This is a genomic window from Vibrio bivalvicida (genome assembly GCF_001399455.2).
Classification (GTDB): Bacteria; Pseudomonadota; Gammaproteobacteria; order Enterobacterales; family Vibrionaceae; genus Vibrio; species Vibrio bivalvicida.
Genome location: NZ_LLEI02000083.1, coordinates 120,265 through 141,637 on the forward strand (window position 1 = coordinate 120,265; position 21,373 = coordinate 141,637).

At 44.4% G+C, this 21,373-nt stretch carries 23 protein-coding genes; 6 read left to right on the forward strand and 17 right to left on the reverse strand.

All coding sequences use genetic code 11. From position 1 onward, the window contains the following. Window positions 1-8: 8 nt before the first annotated feature. The gene (gene rlmF / locus APB76_RS20450) at window positions 9-1,061 is read right to left on the reverse strand and encodes a 23S rRNA (adenine(1618)-N(6))-methyltransferase RlmF (protein WP_049843980.1); all 1,053 of its coding nucleotides are present in this window, start codon (window positions 1,059-1,061) and stop codon (window positions 9-11) included. A gap of 4 nt (window positions 1,062-1,065) precedes the next feature. Next, the gene (locus tag APB76_RS20455) at window positions 1,066-1,569 is read right to left on the reverse strand and encodes a M48 metallopeptidase family protein (protein WP_049844112.1); all 504 of its coding nucleotides are present in this window, start codon (window positions 1,567-1,569) and stop codon (window positions 1,066-1,068) included. A 115-nt stretch (window positions 1,570-1,684) separates the two neighbouring features. Here APB76_RS20455 and APB76_RS20460 point away from each other — a divergent pair, with 115 nt between their 5' ends. Next, window positions 1,685-1,918, forward strand: a complete 234-nt coding sequence (locus APB76_RS20460; protein ID WP_049843979.1) for a glutaredoxin family protein — start codon at window positions 1,685-1,687, stop codon at window positions 1,916-1,918. Here the strand turns inward: APB76_RS20460 and APB76_RS20465 are convergent. The 3 genes from APB76_RS20465 to APB76_RS20475 all read right to left on the reverse strand — a co-directional run bounded on the left by APB76_RS20465 (window position 1,915) and on the right by APB76_RS20475 (window position 4,715). Then, window positions 1,915-2,160, reverse strand: a complete 246-nt coding sequence (locus APB76_RS20465; protein WP_054962475.1) for a Rho-binding antiterminator — start codon at window positions 2,158-2,160, stop codon at window positions 1,915-1,917. The genes APB76_RS20460 and APB76_RS20465 overlap by 4 nt on opposite strands. A 104-nt stretch (window positions 2,161-2,264) precedes the next feature. After that, the gene (modF, locus tag APB76_RS20470; protein ID WP_054962476.1) at window positions 2,265-3,728 is read right to left on the reverse strand and encodes a molybdate ABC transporter ATP-binding protein ModF; all 1,464 of its coding nucleotides are present in this window, start codon (window positions 3,726-3,728) and stop codon (window positions 2,265-2,267) included. 117 nt (window positions 3,729-3,845) lie between these two features. Next, the gene (locus APB76_RS20475) at window positions 3,846-4,715 is read right to left on the reverse strand and encodes a LysR family transcriptional regulator (RefSeq protein ID WP_054962477.1); all 870 of its coding nucleotides are present in this window, start codon (window positions 4,713-4,715) and stop codon (window positions 3,846-3,848) included. Window positions 4,716-4,826: 111 nt separating this feature from the next. Between APB76_RS20475 and APB76_RS20480 the strand changes: the two genes are divergently transcribed. Both APB76_RS20480 and APB76_RS20485 read left to right on the forward strand, forming a co-directional pair. Next, window positions 4,827-6,062 carry an MFS transporter gene (locus APB76_RS20480; protein WP_054962478.1) on the forward strand — a complete coding sequence of 412 codons (1,236 nt, stop codon included), beginning with the start codon at window positions 4,827-4,829 and terminating at the stop codon, window positions 6,060-6,062. Further along, window positions 6,059-6,631, forward strand: coding sequence for a DUF1415 domain-containing protein (locus APB76_RS20485; RefSeq protein ID WP_054962479.1), 573 nt, complete (start codon window positions 6,059-6,061; stop codon window positions 6,629-6,631). The genes APB76_RS20480 and APB76_RS20485 overlap by 4 nt, the downstream gene beginning before the upstream one ends. Before the next feature lie 81 nt (window positions 6,632-6,712). Here the strand turns inward: APB76_RS20485 and APB76_RS20490 are convergent, their stop codons facing one another. Further along, entirely contained in the window at window positions 6,713-7,798 is a 1,086-nt protein-coding gene (locus APB76_RS20490; protein ID WP_049843974.1) for a sensor domain-containing diguanylate cyclase, read from the reverse strand. A 186-nt stretch (window positions 7,799-7,984) separates the two neighbouring features. Between APB76_RS20490 and APB76_RS20495 the strand changes: the two genes are divergently transcribed. Continuing rightward, window positions 7,985-8,560, forward strand: coding sequence for a nucleoside triphosphate pyrophosphohydrolase family protein (locus APB76_RS20495; RefSeq protein ID WP_054962480.1), 576 nt, complete (start codon window positions 7,985-7,987; stop codon window positions 8,558-8,560). Between the two features lie 292 nt (window positions 8,561-8,852). Here APB76_RS20495 and btuD read toward each other — a convergent pair whose 3' ends face one another. From btuD to APB76_RS20540, 9 genes are all read right to left on the reverse strand, one after another. Next, complete coding sequence (gene btuD, locus APB76_RS20500; protein WP_054962481.1) at window positions 8,853-9,608, reverse strand: vitamin B12 ABC transporter ATP-binding protein BtuD; 756 nt, start codon at window positions 9,606-9,608, stop codon at window positions 8,853-8,855. Further along, the gene (btuC, locus tag APB76_RS20505; protein ID WP_049843971.1) at window positions 9,595-10,590 is read right to left on the reverse strand and encodes a vitamin B12 ABC transporter permease BtuC; all 996 of its coding nucleotides are present in this window, start codon (window positions 10,588-10,590) and stop codon (window positions 9,595-9,597) included. Before btuC ends, btuD begins: the two co-directional genes overlap by 14 nt. A gap of 87 nt (window positions 10,591-10,677) precedes the next feature. Continuing rightward, window positions 10,678-11,706 carry a succinylglutamate desuccinylase gene (locus tag APB76_RS20510; RefSeq protein WP_054962482.1) on the reverse strand — a complete coding sequence of 343 codons (1,029 nt, stop codon included), beginning with the start codon at window positions 11,704-11,706 and terminating at the stop codon, window positions 10,678-10,680. A gap of 203 nt (window positions 11,707-11,909) precedes the next feature. Beyond that, window positions 11,910-13,700 carry a M3 family oligoendopeptidase gene (locus APB76_RS20515; RefSeq protein WP_054962483.1) on the reverse strand — a complete coding sequence of 597 codons (1,791 nt, stop codon included), beginning with the start codon at window positions 13,698-13,700 and terminating at the stop codon, window positions 11,910-11,912. Continuing rightward, window positions 13,697-14,329 carry a histidine phosphatase family protein gene (locus APB76_RS20520; RefSeq protein WP_049843968.1) on the reverse strand — a complete coding sequence of 211 codons (633 nt, stop codon included), beginning with the start codon at window positions 14,327-14,329 and terminating at the stop codon, window positions 13,697-13,699. Before APB76_RS20520 ends, APB76_RS20515 begins: the two co-directional genes overlap by 4 nt. Next, window positions 14,330-14,872, reverse strand: a complete 543-nt coding sequence (cobU, locus tag APB76_RS20525; RefSeq protein ID WP_049843967.1) for a bifunctional adenosylcobinamide kinase/adenosylcobinamide-phosphate guanylyltransferase — start codon at window positions 14,870-14,872, stop codon at window positions 14,330-14,332. It abuts the gene before it with no gap. After that, window positions 14,872-15,645 (reverse strand): adenosylcobinamide-GDP ribazoletransferase, encoded by a 774-nt coding sequence (locus APB76_RS20530; protein WP_049843966.1) that lies wholly within the window; start codon window positions 15,643-15,645, stop codon window positions 14,872-14,874. The genes cobU and APB76_RS20530 overlap by 1 nt, the downstream gene beginning before the upstream one ends. Then, window positions 15,645-16,676, reverse strand: a complete 1,032-nt coding sequence (gene cobT / locus APB76_RS20535; RefSeq protein WP_049844110.1) for a nicotinate-nucleotide--dimethylbenzimidazole phosphoribosyltransferase — start codon at window positions 16,674-16,676, stop codon at window positions 15,645-15,647. Before cobT ends, APB76_RS20530 begins: the two co-directional genes overlap by 1 nt. A 7-nt stretch (window positions 16,677-16,683) precedes the next feature. After that, complete coding sequence (locus tag APB76_RS20540; RefSeq protein ID WP_049843965.1) at window positions 16,684-17,295, reverse strand: flavin reductase family protein; 612 nt, start codon at window positions 17,293-17,295, stop codon at window positions 16,684-16,686. Between the two features lie 508 nt (window positions 17,296-17,803). Here APB76_RS20540 and APB76_RS20545 point away from each other — a divergent pair. Then, on the forward strand, window positions 17,804-18,490 hold the full coding sequence (locus APB76_RS20545) for a Rossmann-fold NAD(P)-binding domain-containing protein (protein ID WP_237767932.1): 687 nt from the start codon (window positions 17,804-17,806) through the stop codon (window positions 18,488-18,490). Between the two features lie 189 nt (window positions 18,491-18,679). Continuing rightward, complete coding sequence (locus tag APB76_RS20550; protein ID WP_049843963.1) at window positions 18,680-20,053, forward strand: L-cystine transporter; 1,374 nt, start codon at window positions 18,680-18,682, stop codon at window positions 20,051-20,053. 62 nt (window positions 20,054-20,115) lie between these two features. Here the strand turns inward: APB76_RS20550 and APB76_RS20555 are convergent, their stop codons facing one another. Continuing rightward, on the reverse strand, window positions 20,116-20,643 hold the full coding sequence (locus APB76_RS20555) for a GNAT family N-acetyltransferase (protein WP_049843962.1): 528 nt from the start codon (window positions 20,641-20,643) through the stop codon (window positions 20,116-20,118). 214 nt (window positions 20,644-20,857) lie between these two features. After that, a complete protein-coding gene (locus APB76_RS20560; protein WP_049843961.1) occupies window positions 20,858-21,163 on the reverse strand; it encodes an NIPSNAP family protein in 306 nt (101 codons plus the stop codon). Window positions 21,164-21,373 lie beyond the last annotated feature (210 nt).

Here is a 21,373-nt window from a genome sequence, read left to right on the forward strand (position 1 = left end):
CGACAAGATTAGCTCTTAAGTTTCAGCCACTTTTGGCGTTCAACTTCTGTTTTGAATGTCCAAGCGATAAAGCGACTTACTTTTTGTCCTTGGCTCATTTCAACCACTTTCACCTCTTTAGCACCCGCTTTTTCGAGGTTTTTTCGCATCCATCGCACATTCTCTTTTTTGGAAATAAGCGTAGAGAACCACAGTACCTGCTGTGCAAAGTCACGGCTTTCAAATGCCATGTTTTTTACAAACGCGGCTTCGCCACCTGGGCACCAGAGTTCTGCTTTTTGACCACCAAAGTTAAGTATAGGTGACGATTTAGCTTTCATTTGTCCGGTAGGTTGACCACGTTTACTTTTACTGGCTGATAAGTTTTTGATCTTTCTCTCTGTTCCTTGCTGTGCTTCTTCAAGCGACTTATGAAAAGGTGGATTACAGGTGGTTACATCATAAAACTCGTTTGGTTTGATGATGTCTTTGAAGAAATGACGGCTATCTTTTTGCAATCGAGCTTCAACGCGCCCACTCAGTAGCTTATTCGACTGGGCAATGTGATTAGAATTATCAACTGAAACAACATCAACATCCGACCCCACACAATGCCAGCCGTACTGTGTTGCACCAACGATAGGATAAATACAGTTAGCTCCGACTCCAATATCGAGCGCACGGACTTGTTTGTGATTAAGGCTTTTGCTCTCTTGATTAAGCAACTCAGCAAGGCGGTGAATATAATCTGCACGCCCCGGAATTGGTGGACATAGATACCCTTGAGGGATGTCCCACTCTGCCACTCCATAATGATGAGCAAGCAGTGCTTTATTGAGTAGCTTAACCGCCAAGGGATCGGAAAAGTTGATACTCGGTTCGCCCTTTGGGTTCTTTACCACATGCTTTTTAAGTTCAGGCAGTGCCGCTGTCAGCTTAGCGAAATCATATCGACCTTGGTGCAGGTTACGCTTATGTAAGCCTTTTTGCCCTTTTATGGTGACCACTTTCATTTCGCTCACTTTCGGCGATTCTTTTTTGTCGGTTTTCTTAGGTTGAGAGTATTTGTTTGGGCGAGTCATAGCGTTATTTTTGTTTGTCAGTTTCTAGGTAGATCATAAACAAGCGAGCATCTAACTCAAGTTGATGATAGTCAGGCTCCATATGGCAGCAGAGCTGATAGAAGGCTTTGTTGTGCTCTTTTTCTTTTAGGTGGGCAAGTTCGTGAACCACTAACATGCGAAGCAATGGTTCAGGTGCATTCTTAAACACACTGGCAATGCGAATCTCATTCTTTGATTTAATTTTACCGCCATGAACCTTAGCCACATAGGTATGTAGCCCCAGAGCATTGTTGATAAGGTGAATTTTGTTGTCGTAGATGACTTTGCTCAAAGGTGCCGTCTTCTTCATATAACGGTTCTTTAACGCCATCGCATATTCAAACAGCGCTTTCTCACTTTTTATGCTGTGATTGTCTGGGTAGCGCTTCTCAAACCATATGGCCAAACGCCCAGCCTCGACCATTTGAGTAACGGGAGTAACAATATGGTCTGGATAACCTTGAATATAACGGAGCGCTGGATTCATCTTGACTGTGAAGGCCTTAAGCATTAACAAAGGGGCACAAGTCTACTCTATTCGCACTTGCCATTCACGACCTTTTCATTAAACTCTGCGCTTAATAAACGAGTAGGAACAAACCATGAAACGACTTGTACTGTACGTAAAAGACAAATGCCCACACTGCAAAGATGCACAGCGCTATCTTGACTCAAAGGGCTATCAGTACCGATTAACCAACGCTAAGATGCAGCGTGGCCGTAAAGAGTTAGACGCAATTGGTGCTCGTTCACTACCCGTACTTAAGATTGGCGACCGCTATATGATTGGCTGGAACCCAAATAACTTTGAGAAGATGTATAAGTCAAAGGGCTAATAAAACAGCTTGCTGATGAAGTGAGGGTTATTCGTTAGCACTTCAAGCTCCGCCAGATCGTCGAGTACAACTAAGTGCTCGATTCCACTCATAGAAACCTTGATACACTCTTGCTTGTCTTCATTTCGAGCCGTATCGAGAGCTTCACCTTCGACATATACACCTGATTTGAGATGAAGCCGTACCGGATAACGATACATACACACAATCTCGATATAATCGTAGTCGTTACAACTAATCATAATCTCCCCCTAAGCATTTATCACATATACGCATTCTGTGTTCTAGTAGCATTAGATATAACAATAGACTTATGGTTCAACAGTTTTACATAACTCTGACAAAACTATTGTTCAAGATCAGCACGAACTTGAGGTTTGTAGCAGCTCGCACTGTCATCATAAATAAACTCAACTTCATTTCTAATGCTCTCAAGCTTGTCTTTCTGATAGTGCGACACGTAGAGCAGCTGGCTAAGGTTTTCTTGCGCTATCAGCTCTAAGGTGTTTTTAACTAACCTTCTGCCCAAATAGTCTAGCCCTTGATATGGCTCATCCAAAATGAGCAAAGCAGGTTGTTTCACAATCGCTCTGGCAATCAAAAGCAGTCTCTGCTGACCGTATTCCAATTGTCTAAACGAGGTGTTGGCATACTCACTCATGTGAAGTATCTCCAACCATTCTCGCGCGACTTGAATCTCTTTTTTACTTGGCTGTTGATATAGACCGATCGAATCGTAAAAACCTGACAAAATAACTTCAATAGCTTTGCAACTCACTCGATATTGAAGATGCAGTGCCGAAGAAACCATACCGATGTTCTTCTTAATCTCCCAAATCGACTCGCCTGATCCTCGCTGATTACCAAAGATTTGAATGTCGTTGGAATAACATTGTGGATGATCGCCGAATATTAGACCTAACAGAGTACTTTTACCGCACCCGTTCGGACCTTTGATCTGCCAGTGCTGGCCGTTATCGATTCGCCAGTTTAAGTCTGTAAAGATGGTTTTCTCGGTATAAGCAACCTTACCATTACGAATCTCAAACACTGGGTTGGCGAAGTGATGTGAGTGTTGATACCGGTGAATCAAATCCAGCATCTGCTCACTTTGCTGTTGAGATTGAGCTTTAATCTGACTAATGACCGGGTGAGCCTCCCACTCACTCCTGCCCATAACGCTTTCAAGCTTACCATGGTTAAACAGTGCGATTTGTTCAATCCAGTCAGGTATATCTTCCTCGCGATTGAAGGTCACTACCATTTGAGTTGATTTGGCAAGTTGGGTTAAATAATTGGCGAGCGAAGCACGATGAGCGATATCTAGCCCAGTGAAGGGGTTATCAAGAACAATCAGTTCCGGCTCAGTAGCGAGTGCTCGGGCGAGCATGACACGACGAGTCTCCCCGGTAGAAAGAACTCGAAATCCACTCTGCGCAAGGTGTGACAGATCCAAATCAACAATCAACTGCTCAGTAAGTGAGTCAGATTGGCATTGCTCAAAAATCAGTGAATATACGCTTGTGCCTTTATCGACCTTGTCGAGAAAATCGGTGTCATCTTTGGCAATTTCTTCTTCAAGCAGTCTCTGCTGCTCTACTAAAGAGACTTGAGCAATCTTGCCAGAGCCCACTTCCAACGACTCTGGAGAGACTTCATATTCTCCACAGAATAAGCACCCTAACGCCGAACCAATATCCCCTTCGGTACTAAATACCCCCCAAGATTGCCCTTCAACAATTTTCCATTGAGCAATTGCCAATTGGTTCGTGCCAGATTCAATGTCGAGGTTATTGATGCTTATTTGCATAGAATGGTTTCCCTACCCTTCAGTCTAAGTTTATTGAGTAGATCCAAACTACTCCAACTCTTGCCCAAGCGCGATAGAGAAACAACAAAATGTGATATTTGCAGAGACTTAGTAATGCTAGGCGTATTGCTTCACAAACTCGATGAAGGTTTTATCGGCTATTGATAGGTAACCATCTTTTCGCCACGCTAGCGCCAAATCAAGCCGAACTCGGTCATTAAAAGGGACAGCGACGACATCTTTCTCATGTTGTGTCACTAGCTCCAATAATGCAGTGATGGCGAACTCATGTTTGACGATACTCAGAATCATAGGCAACAAGTTAGTTTCAAACGAAAACTTCATCTCTTTACGGCATTGGGTCGCTTGGTTTTCAATAAAATCTCGATGGAAGTAACCAGGCTTGAACATCACAAGTTCATGATCAAAAAACTCCTCAAAGCTGATTGACTCCCGCTGAGCAAACTCATGCTCTTTAGACACCACCGCCACCATTTCTGACTGTAACAGATGGTCGGTTTCCAGATCATCAGGTACATTTTCATCGTTGATGACGCCAATATCCAGTTCACCATCGAGCAGCATTTGTCGAATTGAACGTGTACCAGCATCAACAAGAGTGAGCTTGAGATTTGGATAACGGCTCTTAAACGCCATCAAGACTTCCGGGAAGAAGTAGGAGCCCATCATGCTAGGAGCACCGAGCCTAACCTCTCCTTTTTCAAGGCCCTTTAACTCATTAATGGCTAACTGCGCATCATCGAGCTGCTGAAGAACCCGCTTTGCATGGTCATACAAAACAGCGCCTTCATCCGTCAATGAGACTTTTCTATCTTCTCGTCTAAACAGCTCAACGCCCAAGCTCTGCTCTAGCTTCTTAATTGAAATACTCAGCGCTGGTTGAGCGATGTGTAGTGCTTTTGCTGCATGAGTAAAATTTTCGTGGTCGGCAACCGCAACAAAATGTTTGAGATGTTTCGAGTCCAATCAAATCACCATATAAAAAATATATCAGGCTAATATTTATAATATATTTTATATATCATCAACGGACTGATATTTTGCTCACATAACTAGGGTCTGTTGACAAAACCATCTATGATTGAGCTAAAAACCAAACAATATCGGCAAGTTACCTTTAGCCTCGCTTTAGGCTCTTTTCTCGTTTTCTGTAATCTTTACTTGTTTCAACCCATGCTGCCCTATATGGCTCAGCACTTTGAAGTGACAGAAACACAAGTTAACTGGGTGTTCGCAGCAAGTACACTTGCCTTATCCGTCTCTTTAGTTCCTTGGGCGGTGGCTTCGGAATCCATTGGGCGACGTAATGTCATGCTGCTTGGTCTGATCGCTATGCCCTTTATTGGTTTAGCAATGCTCATCAGCGAATCTATTGTGATGCTTGTGTTACTTCGAGCTTTGATGGGCATTGCGCTGGCCGCTTTTGCGTCTGTTGCGGTGGCCTACATGGTGGAAGAGTTGTCAGTCAAAGCGTTCAGTCAGGCCATCGGCGGCTATATTGCGGCTAACTCTCTGGGTGGCATCACGGGGCGTATTGTCGGTGGTACCCTAACCGATGCGTTCGGCTGGCAACAAGCGGTTATCAGCATGGCGGCATTCACTCTGATTGGCGCACTTGTGGTCGCATTTAGCTTGCCTAAACAAAACAATTTCACTCCGCAACGGGGTATGCTTCGCTATCACAATCGCGCTGTGGTTAAGCATCTAAAGAACAAAACAATTTGGATCGCGATGTTGATTGGCGGAGTAAACTTCGCATTGTTTGTTAACCTCTATTCCGTGATGGGGTTCCGTCTCGTCGCAGCGCCACATAACTTACCGATCGGTTTGGCATCACTGATCTTCCTTTGTTACCTCTCTGGAACCTTAAGTTCTAAACTGACTTCAGTATGGAGTAAACGACACCAGAGCGTCTCTGGCATGGTAACAGGAACCGTAATCAGTCTATTAGGTATGCTTGTCGCCTATGTGGATTCTTTAGCCTTTATGATGATGGGATTGTTGCTCATTAGCTTCGGCGCATTTTTCACCCACACATTGGCATACGCTTGGGTCAGTCAGAAAGCCACACACGCAAAAGCGACCGCAACGGCACTGTATCTTGTTCATTACTACGTTGGCGGCAGTATTGGCGGTTTCTTCTTAATCTATTGTTGGCAACACGGTGGATGGAGTTATGTTATCGCAGGGGGTTCATTGCTCTACGCGACTATTTTTACTCTGTGCCGCAAGCTATCAAAATGGGAAGAGCACAAGCCACAACTTGAAGATTCTGCTATTCTTGCGCCAAATTCTAAACTGGAAGCAAAATGACCACCAATAGCTCAACCCGAACCGATGTCGAAGAAGTAAAAAGCGCCGTTAATCAATGGCTCAATGATGTCGTAATTGGTCTTAACCTATGCCCTTTTGCCGCAAAGCCGCAACGTAATAAGCAGATCAAGATCTTTGTTACTGAAGCGACCAAAGAAGAAGCATTACTTGAAGATATCCTAGCCCAGCTGATGGAGCTAGACGCAACCGAGCCTGAAGAACTAGAAACGACGCTTGTTGCCGTTCCTAATATGTTGAGCGACTTTTACGACTACAACTTGTTTATTGATTGGGTTGAAGCACTCATCCGACAGCAAGAGTGGGAAGGTATTTTTCAGTTGGCGACTTTCCACCCTGATTATTGTTTTGGCGGGGCAGAGCCAGAAGATGATGAAAACCTCACCAATCGCTCACCTTATCCGGTATTCCATCTGATTCGTGAAGAGAGCATGGAGAAGGTGCTTAAGCACTATCCAAATCCAGAAGCAATTCCTGATACCAATATCACCCGTGTAGAGTCACTGACTGCCGAGGAGCGTAGAAAACTGTTCCCCTATTTGTTCCGGTAGATTAATAGTCATCACTTGTGAAACTAAAAAAGCGCCTTTGGCGCTTTTAAGACTGTTCTCCATCTAAAAAGGAGTGGCACTTTATGTTTGCACTTCGCTCGATGTATTTCTCTGCTCACACCAGCTAGAGCAGACAGTCCTGTTACGACCTGTATCTTTAGCTGTATAGAGGTTATTGTCGGCAACCTGAATAATTTCATGTAACGTAGCAGTATCACTTTGGTCACTTTCTAAGTTGGCAAAATCAAACTCACATGATCCTACTGATACAGTCATCGGCCTACCATCAATTTCAATGCTGTTAACAGAAGACCGCACTTTTTCAACGATCTCTCGCCTAATTTCTACATCTCTTTCTGGCAGCCACACTATGAACTCTTCACCACCAAAGCGAGCAATAAAATCGCTTTCAACCAACTGCCCTTTAATTGCAGAGGCGACCTTTTTCAGCACCTCGTCACCAACTTGATGCCCGTGGGTATCGTTGACTCGTTTAAAGTGGTCGATATCGACAACTGCCAACGTCCCCTTACCACCCGCACGCTTCATTCGTTCGATGTCTAGGTGAACAGTTTTAAACATACTACGCCGATTGGCTACACCAGTTAGAGCATCGTGGTAAGCTTGGTACTCTAAGCGCGCATTAAGCTGCTGCAAACGATCTTCCTGTTTCCTTCGAATCAGTTCTACTTCTATCCACGACGCCATCAATTTGAGTGCGTCTACATCAATATCTTTAAATTTACGCGGATACGGAATTGCAGAGGAGAAGTTAAGAGTGCCAAAAATCTCATCATCAATAAAAATCGGCACACCAATATAAGACTCTAAGCCAAACGCTTGATATGCGGGATGAATCGCGTATTGGTCGTGCTCTCCCATGTTTTCGATCATCACCGGGCCAATTGAATGACAAGTGATCTCACAATAGGTCTTATCGAATTCAAAGGTATCACCATCATTCAGTTCGACTCCTTCAGGTGTCACACAATGAAGTACCGTATATTTGTTGCCGTCAATGTGAGATAAAATGCCAATATCAAGGTCAAAACGCTCAAGGCCCATCATAAGTAATTGGCTTATCTGAATGTCGAACCCTTTTTGGTAGTCATTAGTGATCTGGTACAGACTACGAATCACCTTCTCACTTTCACTCTCTACGACCATAACTTTTCCACCAATTAAAAAATCCTTATAATTAAGATAGAGTTAGCGAATTATACAATGCAACAATTTTCTTATTTCATCGCTCAATTATTTGTCTCTCAGCCCATTAATCTCTATCCCTACATGGCGAGACCCGAGTGGCTCTGATAGTATTGCACCATCTTAAAAACATCCGGGTTATTGGATATGCACCTTTCAAAACTGACCAACGCTATTTTTGACCACTTATACCGCGACATTTCAGAGTTTCGTAGTACTTTCGATTTACCTGTAGCCTCTCCTGATAGTTTAGACGATAAAGCCGATACACTGCATACATCTCTAGCAATCGAAGAGCTTACTGAACTGGCTGAAGCGGACCATAAGACTGAACAGGCGGACGCAATTATCGACAGCGTGTACGTTTTGATGGGTCGTCTGGTTCATCTTGGTCATGATAAGATTGAAGACAACCTAGCAATCAACTACCTCATAGACTTGCTGCTTAATGTCGCTGTTAACCGTGGCATAGACTTCCTACCATGCTGGGATGAAGTGCATTCAAGCAATATGAGCAAAGTGTGCCGTAATGAGAAAGAATACGCAGAAACCGAAGCCCACTACGCCAAGCAAGGTATCAAGCTAATGGCAGTACAAAAGGGTGATTATATCATCGCTAAGTGCGCCGAAGATTTTGTGTCTGACGCAAAGACTATTCGTCAAGGCAAAGTGCTTAAGTCGGTTTACTACCGCCCGGCCGATCTAGCCCAACTAACGGAATAGATAAAAAGACGCCACCTTTGGGTAAACCCTTAGGTGGCGTAAGCTGCCATAGTAAAAAATGACTTCATCAAACTTCAGTTCAGCTCCCACCTACAGTCACTAACCTCTGCTTGAATCCGCCTAACAAGAACGAGAATGTATCACTCTTACTCTTGCCAATTGTGTGCCAGTTTGTAAATAAAACTTAACTAATTGTTTTATAAGAATATATTTACACCATCTTTCATCACAGTACCCCAAAGTGATCAATTTAGGTGCACTGCGCACCAAACATAACCCTTTAGTGGTAGTTTCAATCGAATAATAAGACGGGGGAACCTTCTACGAGCACACGCTTTACTGGGGTTCTAAACACTCGAGATAACTCTGTGACGGAAAGCACTTGCTCTACGTCACCAACACCTTGTAATACCCCTTTGTCTAACAGCAATGCTTTGCCTGCATGCTTTAGAGTCCGATTGAGGTCATGGTTAGACATTAGTACTGTAATTCCCATTTCAGCGACACGCTGAATCAGTTTATATAGAAGTGTCTCTTGGCCGATATCGAGTGGTGCAGCGGGCTCATCAAGAATAAGCAGCTTAGCGTGAGGGTTGAGCGTTGGCCAGATCTGCAAACATATTGCGCACAGGCGTACTCGCTGCCACTCTCCACCAGATAGGTGATGAATAGAGCGATGCAATTTGTCATCTATTGCTAATAGGTGTGAAAGCTCTTCAAGTACACCAGCTATTTGAACCGAGTCGAACTGCACTGTCGCCGGCAAAGACAAGGATAGATAGTGAACCACATCGAGGTTGAATGCTGGACGATCACTTTGTGCCAAAAATGCTCGGCTATTAGACAAGGCTTCGATAGAGGCGAGTTTTACATTTTGCTCGAAAATCTTTGCCTCTCCGTCAAAGTCAAGCAAACCCGCTACCGCCGATAACAGCGTGCTTTTCCCACTTCCATTTGGCCCTATCACGTGCAATATCTCTCCCGGAGAAACATCAAACGAAAGAGGTAGTAGCCGTGAGCCAACAGAAAGGCTATTAACGTGAATCATGATTGCTTACCAACATCCAGATAAAGATTGGAGCGCCAATTGAGGTAGTCACTACACCTAAAGGTAGTTCAGCTGAGTTTAGTGCCGTTCTCGCAATCAAATCAGCAAACACCACCAGCATAGCACCGGCTAAAGCTGAAATAGGTAGCAAGTAACGGTTCTCACTGCCAAATGCAAGTCTAAGTAAATGAGGGACTACTAGGCCAACAAAACCAATCACACCCCCGAGTGCGACGGCGCCGCCAACTAGGATAGACACGGCAAAAATTAGCTTCCAACGCGCCTCATCAACATCAATACCCAGTTGCTTAGCGTGTTGCTCTCCCATCATCAACTTGTCAAGTAACATCCCTTTACAGCACAGCCAGACGAGAACCGGAATTAGTACCAATGTTAGCACATGGTGATACCAACTTGCCGCGCCAATACTGCCCATCAACCAGTACATAAGTTGACGTAAGCTAAGGTCATCACTGAAATAAAATGCCCAAGTAACGACAGCACCCGATAATATGCCCAAAGCCACGCCAACCAGAAGCAGTCGCGTTGTGGTTAAACGCATTTTTTTCGCAACAAATACCAGGAGCAAGGTAAATGCCAACGCACCGATTACCGCCGCAAGCATAAAACCTACTGGCGTTGCGAGTGCCGGAACAAAAAACAACACCAACACCATAAGTACACTGGCACCGCCCGAAATACCTAACACCCCTGGCTCGGCCAATACATTACCTAACAACACTTGAAGTACCGCCCCCGAAACCGCTAACGAAGCACCTACGGCAATCGCGGCCAGCAATCTTGGTAATCGGAGTTGAAGGATCAACTGCTCTTGAAGAGAAGAGAGTTCTTGGAAGGGTGAAATGAACACCTCACCAACGACTAAATACAAGCTGCTGATAAGCAAAAGAGAAACAATAAATACTAGGCCAAAGCGCATCCACCTTTGACGCCTACGCTCCAAGAGCTGAGTAAATTCCATGTTGTTGCTGAATTGCCTGATAAACCCGGAAAAAATAATGGCTTAACGATACCGTTAAGCCATTAAAATAGAAAGCCTCTATTGATTTTAATCGTAGACTATCTGCCCTTCCTCGTAGCGAGTCTTCACTGGGCAAACCATTAACGCGGCCCGTTGACCGATGGCAACGTGACGGTTTGGGAATACAATCGCCTCGCCTTCATTTTTCGCCATCAAGGGCTTATCTCCATCATGACCAAAGACTTCGCCATGTTTAAAAGCGGTAAAGTTTTCAACACCGTCATCAAATAAAAAGTCAAAATCATCATGGATGCGAACAATAGTTCGGCTCACTCGGTACATGATCGGTTTACGTGGCAAATGCTCGGGCTGACTACTAGAAATCAAGTCACGTAGTGCCAGATCAAATGCAACCAGCTTATCTAGCTCATTATCACCAATTCTTGCTACACGTCCTAACTCTACCGTTAACGCTTGAGCACCAAAGTTTTCAGCGCTAAACCAGCTAAAGGTACTTGAGGGGGCATTGGAGAACATCACGGCTTCAAGGTGAGCACTCGCAACAAACTCCATTAATGCTTCACTACGCACAGGGTGACGAACTTTTGGGCTTACGACAAAAGAATAATGCTTCGAAAGACGAATGGCACAGTGCAGATCGAGGTGCCAGCGCTGGGCCTGCGGTGTACCTTGATAGAATTCTGCCACAACGCGCTTTAGATCTTGTGCAATTTCAAGCTCTTTTGAAGGCTCATAGTCTTTGTTGTCAAATAGTCGATTAAGATTCGTCTCTATAAATCGTGTATGTGCATTCGTCGCTTCTGGGTGAGCGTTGATAAATAGCAGCCTATCCGTTACGGGTTGAAACCCCGTTTGAATATCTGCAATGATTTTATCGACAATTTCCATTGGTGCGGTTTCATCGCCATGAATGCCACACGAAATAATGATGTGCTTACTCTCATCAGAAAGATTCGCTGGAATCACCTCCAGCACACCACGTTGATGTAATTTAAAGACAGCTCCACCTGCAACTGTGATTTCATTTGCTGGCATTTCTTGTTCTAAGTCTAAGCTGTCAAAAAGAAAAGATTGGCGAAAGAGGTTTTTCGTCATGCGCTACTCCTTTATTGCACAGCGGGTATGTTAATGAATTGTTCCGACAAATTATGTAGAAGTGATCCCACTTATTGACACAAATCTTGTGCCTCATCGTAATTTATCAAATTCCTCACTAGGGGGAGGAAAAGAAGGCTCTCGCTGCACAAATTAGCCGAGTATCTACTCGGCTAACTGATAGTATCATGATTTTACGCTGTTTATTTTTGATCTAGCAACAATTCAAACTCATCAATCTTTGCTTTTACACGATCAATGCTCTGTTGCCAGAAATCTGCTTTTGATAAATCCATCCCCAAGTGCTTATCAACCACATCTTCAGCCATCATAGATCCTGTGTCGCGTAGTAAACTGACATAATCGCTGTAGAACTGCTCACCTTTACTTTCACGCTGTGCGTAAACACCGATGCTAAATAAATAGCCAAATAAATATGGGTAGTTGTAAAAACTCACCTCTGAAATAGAGAAATGCAGTTTGCTTGCCCAGAAGTATGGATCAGGCTCAGACATCGACTCTCCATACCACTCCACCCATGTTTTGCTCATCAGTTCACACAATTGAGGTGGAGTAAGTTCACCGTCACTACGCTGCTCGTAGAAACGTTTTTCAAACTCAAAGCGAACCGGAATATTAACCATCAATGCATAGCAGCTTGATAGCTCTTCCCACAACATTTCGAGCTTTTCTTCACGGTTTTGCACTTGTGCCAATAAGTAGTCACGGACAACGTTCTCTGCGAAGATCGAAGCCGTTTCGGCAAGCGTCATTGGATAACGAGTCTGACAAAGTGGCATATCACGCATAACCCAGTTGTGGAATGCATGGCCCAACTCATGCGCTAACGTAAGTAGATCAGAGCGGCTTCCACCCCATGTCATAAACACTAGTGGCGTGCGTGTCGCAGCGAACTTAGTACAGTATGCACCTAAACGGCGATTTTCTGTCGGCTCTGCATCAATCCAACCATTGACCACCATCAAATCAACAAACTCCGCCATCTCGATATCAACTTGAGCAAACGCAGCACGAATAATTTCAATGGCTTGATCAAAACTATAAATCGTCGGTTCAGCGTCGGTTAAACTCGGCATTCCCGCTAGGTGATTCCACGGGCGCATCTGCTGTAAACCATGCACTCGCGCCATTAACTGGCCAGCTTTTTGTCCAATACTGCGGTTATCTTTCGCTGTCGACATCATAGCCTCAAGCGTCGCAGCTTGAATGCGACTACCGTGCAAACTTGGATCTAAGAAATGTACATCTTGTTTGGCTGAACGCTTTTGGTATTCGGTCAGTCGCCAACCCGCCAAAGCATTTAAAATAGCCGCGAATGACTCTTGGTTATCTTTCATCGCAGACTGTATGCCACGCCAAGCAAGCTCTTGATTTTCAAAGTCTGTACCGTACAAAATGCTAGCCGCTTGAGAGAAGCCGACTTTGCTGTTTTGTCCATCCCCCAAAGTCACTTGCAGCGAACCAGTAATATTGTCGTAAAGCCTGCCCCATGCATCACGCCCATCGACTTCTAAGGCTGTCAGCAGTTGTTCTTGCGCCACACTAAGTTTGGTCTTAGCAAACCTGCGTGTACACTCAATTTGAAACGCTTGTCCTGCGACATCGGGGCTGGCATGACTCAGCAGCTCATTGATGAAGTTTTCCGATGCCATGGTCAGCGTGTTCTCGAATGGAGCAAAGGCTTGCGATAACTCTGAGCTTAGTTTAGCCACTCGACCAACGAGACCTTTGGCTTGGGTGTCCGTTGCGTCAATAGACGCATGACACTGCGCAAATGTATTGATTGTCGCAAGTAGCTTTCCTGCCGCTTCACTGGTCTGAATGGCATTCTGAGTCACAGACACCGACTCGCGATTATCGACATGTAGTCCTAACGCTTGAATACACTGTTTGATTAATTCGATATCTTGTTCGATTTTTGGGTCATTAAGATCTTGATAAGCAATGGATAAGTTCCAGCTAGGTGCGGTCATGATAATTCCTTCGCTCCGATTAACGGTTTTCCTATCATGCAAACCCGAAAATAGTTCTGATCTGCTTGAGTAATTTGAATATGGGTTAAAGATTGGTGAGCAATGCTCAATGTCGAATAAAGTGCGGCATTACCCCAATCTAGCGCAAGTAGTCTCGCAAGAATCATTCTAATCGTACCGCCATGACAGACGATTAATGTGTCTTTGTCGACAGTTCTAGCAAACTCGTCCCAAGTGGTTGAGATTCTGCTGTAAAAGTCGCTCAATGTTTCCGAATTCGGCAGTGGATTTTGCTTGGGGTCTTGCCAAAAAGCATCCAACAGAGGCCATGATGACTTTGCCTTTGCAAAAGGAACGCCATCTAAGTCGCCAAAGTATGCCTCTTTCCAATCAGCATTGACCATGAACTCAAGAGCTGGTCTATTTGCATAGAGAAGCTTTGACAGATCGTAGCAACGTTTAAGCGGTGAAGTTTGCAACGCAGCAAAACCGAGTTCTTGTTTTAGGAGAATACGGCAAATCTCGGCTTGTTTATCAGCAGCCACCTCAACATCGGTATGACCATATAAAGCAGGTTCTCCCACTGTTTTACCATGACGAAGAAGATAAATATTAATTGTCTTTGGCATTTACTTCTCTTTAGTTTCTTTCAAGGTCATTGGTAAACCAGCAGCCACAAACGTCACTTTATCCGCAACTCTTGCAATGGCTTGATTCATCCACCCCGCGTGATCCACAAACAGCCGAGAGACTTCGCCAAGAGGTATAACCCCCAACCCAACTTCGTTTGAAACCATTAAGATATCGGCTTTCGAGTGCTCAAGCGCAAGTACGAGTTTCTCGACTTGTTGCTTTATCGCGTGGTCATTGAGGGTGGCGCCATCATTGTAGATCACATTGTTAAGCCACAGTGTTAAGCAGTCAATCAGCACCACGTCTGTTGCTGTGAATTGAGAAATTAGACCGACAAGGTCAATCGGACATTCATGCTCGATCCAACTGTCACCACGGGAGGCCTGATGATGGGCAACTCGTTGTTTCATTTCATTATCAAACGCAATCGCCGTCGCGACATAATGTTTAGAATTACCAAGGCATATATTTTCTGTCTGGGCTTCTGCAAAACTCGACTTCCCTGAGCGCGCACCACCGAGAATCAAATGAATCGTCATTAGCTATTTATCTCAATCGCGATCAGTGTGAGGTAGATTAGCAGCTCTGCAATTTGTTGGCCTGCGCCAAGGCAGTCTCCAGTAAAGCCACCGATACGAGCGGTTAACCAACGCTTAAACACCCCTCTAAAGATCAACATCACGACAACCAACAACGCTGTGGTTGTCAAACCAAGCAATAGGCATGGAATCAAGCCGCTAACAATCAATACCACAAGTTCGGTGCTTGATTGTCGCTGAGCAAGAGGCTTGCTTTTGCTGGTATCATTATCACTAACATAAGGCATATCATAAATCAGCGAGGCTGCGACAGCTCGACTTAAGGTATAGGCCACTAAGATAAACAGTAAAATTTGCTCAAACTGAATCAATTCAGACAACAGGACAAACTTTCCAAGTAACACCATGACCAATGCACTGGCACCATATGTTCCAATGCGGCTGTCTTTCATAATGGTCAAACGGCGTTCGACCGTCATTCCACCCCCTATCCCATCAGCCATATCAGTCAAACCATCTTCATGAAATGCCCCAGTGAGCAGCAGACTGAACATCATCATAGTGAAGATGGAAACACTGGCAGGAAAAATAAGCTGAGAAGCCCATAGAACCAACGCACACAAACTACCGAGCAACAAACCAACTAAGGCAAAATATCGCCCTGCTTGGTTCATGCGTTGTTCACTGTAAGGCGTATTTTTTGGCATTGGAATGCGAGAGAAGAACCCCAAAGCCAAGATGAATAACTGATATTGATACTTAAGCGCAGGCATCAGTCGACAACCACTCCCGCTTGTTCAAAACTTGCCATAGTGTTGTAGAACTCAGCCGCTGCACGTACTAAAGGCATGGCTAAAACGGCCCCCGTTCCTTCACCCAATCTAAGTGAAAGATCGAGTAAAGGCCGGGCATCCAATTGTGACAATAAATATTGGTGACCCGCTTCATGAGACTGGTGGGCAAAAATCATCACGTCTCGACAACTTGGATCGATAAGCGATGCAGCGTAGGCAGCAGCCGAAACAATAAAGCCATCAACAATAACAGGGGTGTTGCTTTCTCCAGCGGCGAGGAATCCCCCGACCATTTGAACGATTTCAAAACCGCCGACTTCTGCAAGGACTTCAATAATGCCTAAGCCTGCACAGCGTGAAACGCCACTTTCTACAAGCTCGACTTTTTTCACCCACTGCTCATCACTGATCCCTGTCCCGCGGCCAACACACTCTTTAGCGGCTCGGCCACTCAGAGCACTTAGAATCGCGGCGGCACTACTGGTGTTACCAATGCCCATCTCGCCAAACATCACTATGTTTGACCCCGCATCGATAATGCTTTTGACTAGCTGCTTACCCAGTTCAATTCCCTGCTCTGCCGTAACTAGGCTCATAGCAGCTTGATTGGCAAAGTTGTTGGTTCGCTTACCTAATCGCTGCACAATAAAGTTGTCCGCATCTTGCTCGACGGGAATTAAAATGCCCGTATCCACGACTCTAAGCTCAACTTGATTGGTTCGACAAAAGCAGTTGATTGCCGCACCACCTGCTAGAAAATTAAGTACCATCTGTTGTGTGACTGCGCTCGGTGCAATGCTCACACCTTCATCAGCAATTCCATGATCACCGGCAAAGACAATTGCCATTGGCTTGCTAAGCTCAATACTTGTGACGGCGTCACTATAAACCTGACTTTGAATCAGTGCGACTTGATGAGCAAGCGCTTCTAACTGTCCTAACGCACCCAAAGGTTTGGTTTTTTGGTTAATACGATGCCAAATAGCATCCGAATAAGTTTGGTTCAACATAGTTTTATTACTTAGGTCTTGCAACAGAGAAGACGTTTTCAAGCGTGGCATATTGACTGCCACCTAAACGAGATAGAGGGTTTACTTTAAGTGCGTCAACCACCAAGCGATCACTGCGCTCACCGATAACATTAGGATCGACGTACACCTTTTCGATTTCTGCAAAAATAAGGCTTTGTGGCGCTTCGCCTATCTCTTTCACTTCGTACAATTTACACGCAAACGCGATTGGGCAATCTTTTACTCTTGGTAAATCAAAACCATCAAAATCGGCTAACTCTAACCCTGTCGCCTCAATCTCAGATTCGCCATGATCGAGTGTCGCAGCCGTTTGAGTCACCTCGTTGGCGGAGTCATGATGCGCAATATGAATGACCAGTTTTCCGGTTTCCAGCACATTGCGTGTTGTATCTTTCACCTCACCAGAAGGCTTTTTACCGACTGAAAACATCAATAAAGGTGGATTACTTGCAACAGCGGTAAAATAAGAAAATGGTGCTAAGTTGTAGTTACCTTGTTCAGAGTCAGTCAACACCCAAGCAATGGGCCTTGGTATTACAGTCTGTGTCATCAAATGATAAATTTGGGTTGGTGCAAGCGTACTAAGCTCTATGTTCATCCCTTACCTTCCTTAGCGGTTCCTATTGGAACGAGTGTAACTTGAAATCAAAGAGTTAACACGCTTTTCCAGCAAACCTTTGTCTTTCTGATTGGTAGAATAATCCGTCAAGTTGAGAACAAAACTGAAATTTTTCGTCAAAGCACCTATTCTCTAAGCTAGGGAGAGCGTTTATAACGGCACAAACTGTGCATTATTTTTCGTCGTGACAATATTTTCTCCCCATTGATAGTGCAAGGAGGTTTTATGATTGCCAATCAACAATCGAAAAAACAAAAACAGAACAAACCACAACGTAACCAAAAGAAAGTTCCTCTATCATTAACTTAACCACAAGAGCAGACCTCGCCTAAGTGCGAGGTCTTGTTGGTTTCCATCCACTGCTTTATCTGCGGTTTAGTTTTGCTTTTCAATGTATCAATATTGTTTCAGATCACAGACATCGACGTTTGATTGTAAGATGCTCAACCATTCACCCAATGTGTATTTGCAGATAGGTTTGTTCATCTTGGAAAACTCTAACAACATCACTGTAATTATTGCGGGCAGCACAGGCCTGATAGGTAACGAGCTGATCAAGCAGATGTTAGAACGCGACCCTATCAAGCACATCTATGCCCTGACCCGCCGCACACTGCCCTTCTTTCACCCGAAGCTTGAACAGCTTCAACACCCTGAGCTGCGCATCCAAGAGTGGGTAGAGGAGAAACCAAGGCCACAATTTGGTTTTATCTGCTTAGGAACGACGCTCAAACAGGCGGGATCAAAACAAGCACTAGAGAAAGTTGACTATCAGCTAGTGTGCGATATCGCTCAAGAGATGAAGCTGCTTGGTGTAAAGCAAATAGCCGTGGTTTCAAGCTATGGTGCGTCGGCTCGTGCTTTTTCTCATTACCTGCGCTGTAAAGGGCGCATGGAGCTAACCATTGAACGTATGGGTTTTGAGCGAGTGGTATTTGTTAGATCTGGGCCATTAAAAGGATTAAGAGAGCAACCGCGCCAAGATGAGGTGGTCGTCCAAACCATGTTGAAAGTCTGTCAGCCGCTTATGATTGGTCCACTTGCCAAGCTGATCCCAATTGATGCTGCTGATGTCGCATTAGCCATGCAATATTCGCTGTTTTCTCACTCGAACAAAAAATTAGAAATACTAGATACCGTTGCGATGCGAAACTTGATTAAAAAGTATCAATAAACTGCTCAGTTTCACCCTCATATGAACAACTTCCCCCCTATTGATGCATGTTAATAACTGTTCGCTATATTTCATGCTCTTTTGTAACTTCAATTAAGCATTTCAAATCATTACCCTTCATACCGAATAAAATTCCATAAGATATTATTTTTATCAATATCACCTCCAAAAACTAAAGGATATTCATATATGTCAGTAGTGGTTATCGCATCGTTAGCGATATTTGTTGGCATTCTCTTTTTCCTCTATGGACAACAGAAAAAAGAGAACACCCTATCGCGACTCGTCTTACTTGGCCTAGTTTTGGGCAGTGTGTTTGGATTAGCACTTCAGCTCATTTTCGGTGAAGGTGACCCTGTCATCGCTCAAACTCTTGAATGGGTAAATGTGGTAGGCCGTGGCTATGTTGGCCTACTAAAAATGGTAATCATGCCACTGGTCTTGGTTTCCATGATCGCTGCGGTAGTTAAGCTAGAGAAAGGTGGTGCTCTCGGAAAGATCTCTGGTATAACAATTTCAGTTTTACTTGCGACCACCGCAATATCAGCCTTGATAGGTATTATTGTTACTCAAGCGTTTGGTCTAAGCGCGGAAGGCTTAACTGAAGGTGCTCGTGAAACAGCGCGTATCGCGGCACTAGAAACGCGTGCAGATCACGTGAGTGATCTTACTATCCCGCAAATGCTGGTAAGCTTTATTCCAACCAATCCATTTGCCGATCTGACAGGCGCTCGTTCTACTTCTATCATTGCCGTGGTTATCTTTGGTGTACTAACCGGTATTGCTGCGCGTAAAGTAATGGCTGAGAAGCAAGAGCTGGAATCACCAATTCGCACTTTTGTAGAAGCGGCCCAATCTATTGTTATGCGCTTAGTTAAGATGATCATGGCACTCACGCCTTATGGCATTGCGGCTTTGATGGCAAAAGTAGTCGCCACTTCAAGTGCTTCAGACATCCTTAATCTACTCGGCTTTATCATCGCGTCGTATGTGGCTATTGCGCTGATGTTTGTGGTTCATGGTATCTTAGTCTCTTTCGTAGGCATTAGTCCTAAAGAGTACTTCCAGAAGATTTGGCCTGTACTGACCTTCGCATTTACCTCACGTAGTTCAGCAGCAACCATTCCTTTGAACGTTGAAGCGCAGATCAACAAGCTTGGTGTTCCACCAGCGATCGCTAACCTATCCGCTTCGTTTGGCGCAACCATAGGTCAAAACGGCTGTGCTGGCATTTACCCTGCGATGTTAGCAGTAATGGTCGCACCAAGCGTAGGTATCGACCCAATGGACATCAACTTCATCCTTTCTTTGATTGCCATTATTGTGATTAGCTCATTTGGTATCGCTGGTGTGGGGGGCGGTGCAACCTTCGCAGCCCTGATTGTGTTGCCAGCAATGGGGTTACCAGTGACTATCGCTGCGCTATTAATCTCTATTGAACCACTTATTGATATGGCACGTACCGCACTAAACGTTTCAGGCGCAATGACAGCGGGCAGCATTACTAGCCGCTTAATGAAGCAAACAGTAAAAGATGAAGAGCTAGAAACGCAACAAGCGTGATCTGGCTAAGCACTCAGCATATAATGGGAAATGGTCGGCAGAAACGGCCATTTTCTTTCATTTCACGACATACTAGACGAGTCATTTTTGGCTATCGCATACTCATAAAAAGCAACTAGCCCTTCACCACCATCGCGTTCGACGAAACCTAGTTTTTTAAGCAAATGCGCAGAAGCAAGATTAGAGCGATCTACTCCGCCTATCAGTTTATTCCAGGGCTCAGACATAGAGACCTCTTGGATAAAGCCTTTGAGCAGTTCACTGGCTAACCCCTTACCCCAATATTCTTCAGCCAGCAAGTAACCAATATGAGCATCTCGCTGATTTTCTATATGAATAAATAGAAAACCAATCACCTCGTCAGCGGCTGATTTTACTTGCAGTAAACGACTATCTGACAGCATTCTATCAAGCCAAACCTGCGCTAAGTCAGCTGAGCTGATCGCATGAAAATACGGTGGCAAATTTTCGACAACAGAGGGCGTTAAGATCTCAGGTACACGCATCAGCAAAGCGTGCCACTCCTGAGGTGAAACTTGACTCTCTATCTCAGCAATATGCATCCTTGCAGTGGTAAATGACATGACCATATAACCTACCTAACTGGTAAAATAATTAATAAACGCTGACTTCTATCAAATTTGAGTCAGGGTCCAAAAAGTAGACCGATTGGATTGTTCCATTGGCAAAGGTGGCTAATCAAACAATCCTCCTCAATCATTGATTACGATGCACAACCTACGATTGGAAAGATAGCCATCCAACACTATAATCTTCACCTAGCCCTCCTTGTAGTTTTAAAGTTTAATCCAATACGGGTCTAAAAAAGCTTCGCTCGTAGCTAATAACACAATCGGTCTCCTCGGCGAATTTAAATGCCGCAATGCACTCATCATCTTTAAAAGAATCGGTACGATACGATTCATACTCCGCCAGGCTTGGAAATGTAAACAGTGCTAAGGCGATATTATTCGCACCTTCAGAAGGTAAAAAGTAACCATGGTGCTGTCCGCCAAATTTAGCGACCAGCGGAATCCACATTTTGGCGTACCGCTCAAACTCACTCACTTTCTTTGGATCTATCACGTACTTAAGATAACAGGTAACCATCTTTTGAACTCCTTTTTAAGGTTTAAGCTATCGGTCCCGATAATTGTTAGCTAACGAAATACTGCTTGAACTCATCACTTGGCTCTCTACCTGAATACAAGTAAACCGAGTTGCCGTTAGAAACTAAAACAGATTCTGGCGAACAATTAGTCACCGAAGTTCTACTATACTGCGAGTTGGAAGATTATGTCTCTACCGTTTCTCAATCCA

Bases quoted from the DNA above. Each gene is read 5' to 3' on its own strand.
- cobU (WP_049843967.1), bottom strand. From the start codon at position 14,872: ATGACGATTCATTTGATTCTCGGTGGTGCGCGCTCAGGGAAGTCGAGT.
- APB76_RS20480 (WP_054962478.1), top strand. From the start codon at position 4,827: ATGATTGAGCTAAAAACCAAACAATATCGGCAAGTTACCTTTAGCCTC.
- APB76_RS20530 (WP_049843966.1), bottom strand. From the start codon at position 15,645: ATGCCTGCGCTTAAGTATCAATATCAGTTATTCATCTTGGCTTTGGGG.
- cobT (WP_049844110.1), bottom strand. From the start codon at position 16,676: ATGTTGAACCAAACTTATTCGGATGCTATTTGGCATCGTATTAACCAA.
- APB76_RS20455 (WP_049844112.1), bottom strand. From the start codon at position 1,569: ATGAATCCAGCGCTCCGTTATATTCAAGGTTATCCAGACCATATTGTT.
- APB76_RS20560 (WP_049843961.1), bottom strand. From the start codon at position 21,163: ATGGTTACCTGTTATCTTAAGTACGTGATAGATCCAAAGAAAGTGAGT.
- APB76_RS20520 (WP_049843968.1), bottom strand. From the start codon at position 14,329: ATGCCAAAGACAATTAATATTTATCTTCTTCGTCATGGTAAAACAGTG.
- APB76_RS20495 (WP_054962480.1), top strand. From the start codon at position 7,985: ATGCACCTTTCAAAACTGACCAACGCTATTTTTGACCACTTATACCGC.
- btuD (WP_054962481.1), bottom strand. From the start codon at position 9,608: ATGATTCACGTTAATAGCCTTTCTGTTGGCTCACGGCTACTACCTCTT.
- APB76_RS20510 (WP_054962482.1), bottom strand. From the start codon at position 11,706: ATGACGAAAAACCTCTTTCGCCAATCTTTTCTTTTTGACAGCTTAGAC.
- rlmF (WP_049843980.1), bottom strand. From the start codon at position 1,061: ATGACTCGCCCAAACAAATACTCTCAACCTAAGAAAACCGACAAAAAA.
- APB76_RS20550 (WP_049843963.1), top strand. From the start codon at position 18,680: ATGTCAGTAGTGGTTATCGCATCGTTAGCGATATTTGTTGGCATTCTC.
- APB76_RS20485 (WP_054962479.1), top strand. From the start codon at position 6,059: ATGACCACCAATAGCTCAACCCGAACCGATGTCGAAGAAGTAAAAAGC.
- btuC (WP_049843971.1), bottom strand. From the start codon at position 10,590: ATGGAATTTACTCAGCTCTTGGAGCGTAGGCGTCAAAGGTGGATGCGC.
- APB76_RS20555 (WP_049843962.1), bottom strand. From the start codon at position 20,643: ATGGTCATGTCATTTACCACTGCAAGGATGCATATTGCTGAGATAGAG.
- APB76_RS20460 (WP_049843979.1), top strand. From the start codon at position 1,685: ATGAAACGACTTGTACTGTACGTAAAAGACAAATGCCCACACTGCAAA.
- modF (WP_054962476.1), bottom strand. From the start codon at position 3,728: ATGCAAATAAGCATCAATAACCTCGACATTGAATCTGGCACGAACCAA.
- APB76_RS20490 (WP_049843974.1), bottom strand. From the start codon at position 7,798: ATGGTCGTAGAGAGTGAAAGTGAGAAGGTGATTCGTAGTCTGTACCAG.
- APB76_RS20465 (WP_054962475.1), bottom strand. From the start codon at position 2,160: ATGATTAGTTGTAACGACTACGATTATATCGAGATTGTGTGTATGTAT.
- APB76_RS20515 (WP_054962483.1), bottom strand. From the start codon at position 13,700: ATGACCGCACCTAGCTGGAACTTATCCATTGCTTATCAAGATCTTAAT.
- APB76_RS20540 (WP_049843965.1), bottom strand. From the start codon at position 17,295: ATGAACATAGAGCTTAGTACGCTTGCACCAACCCAAATTTATCATTTG.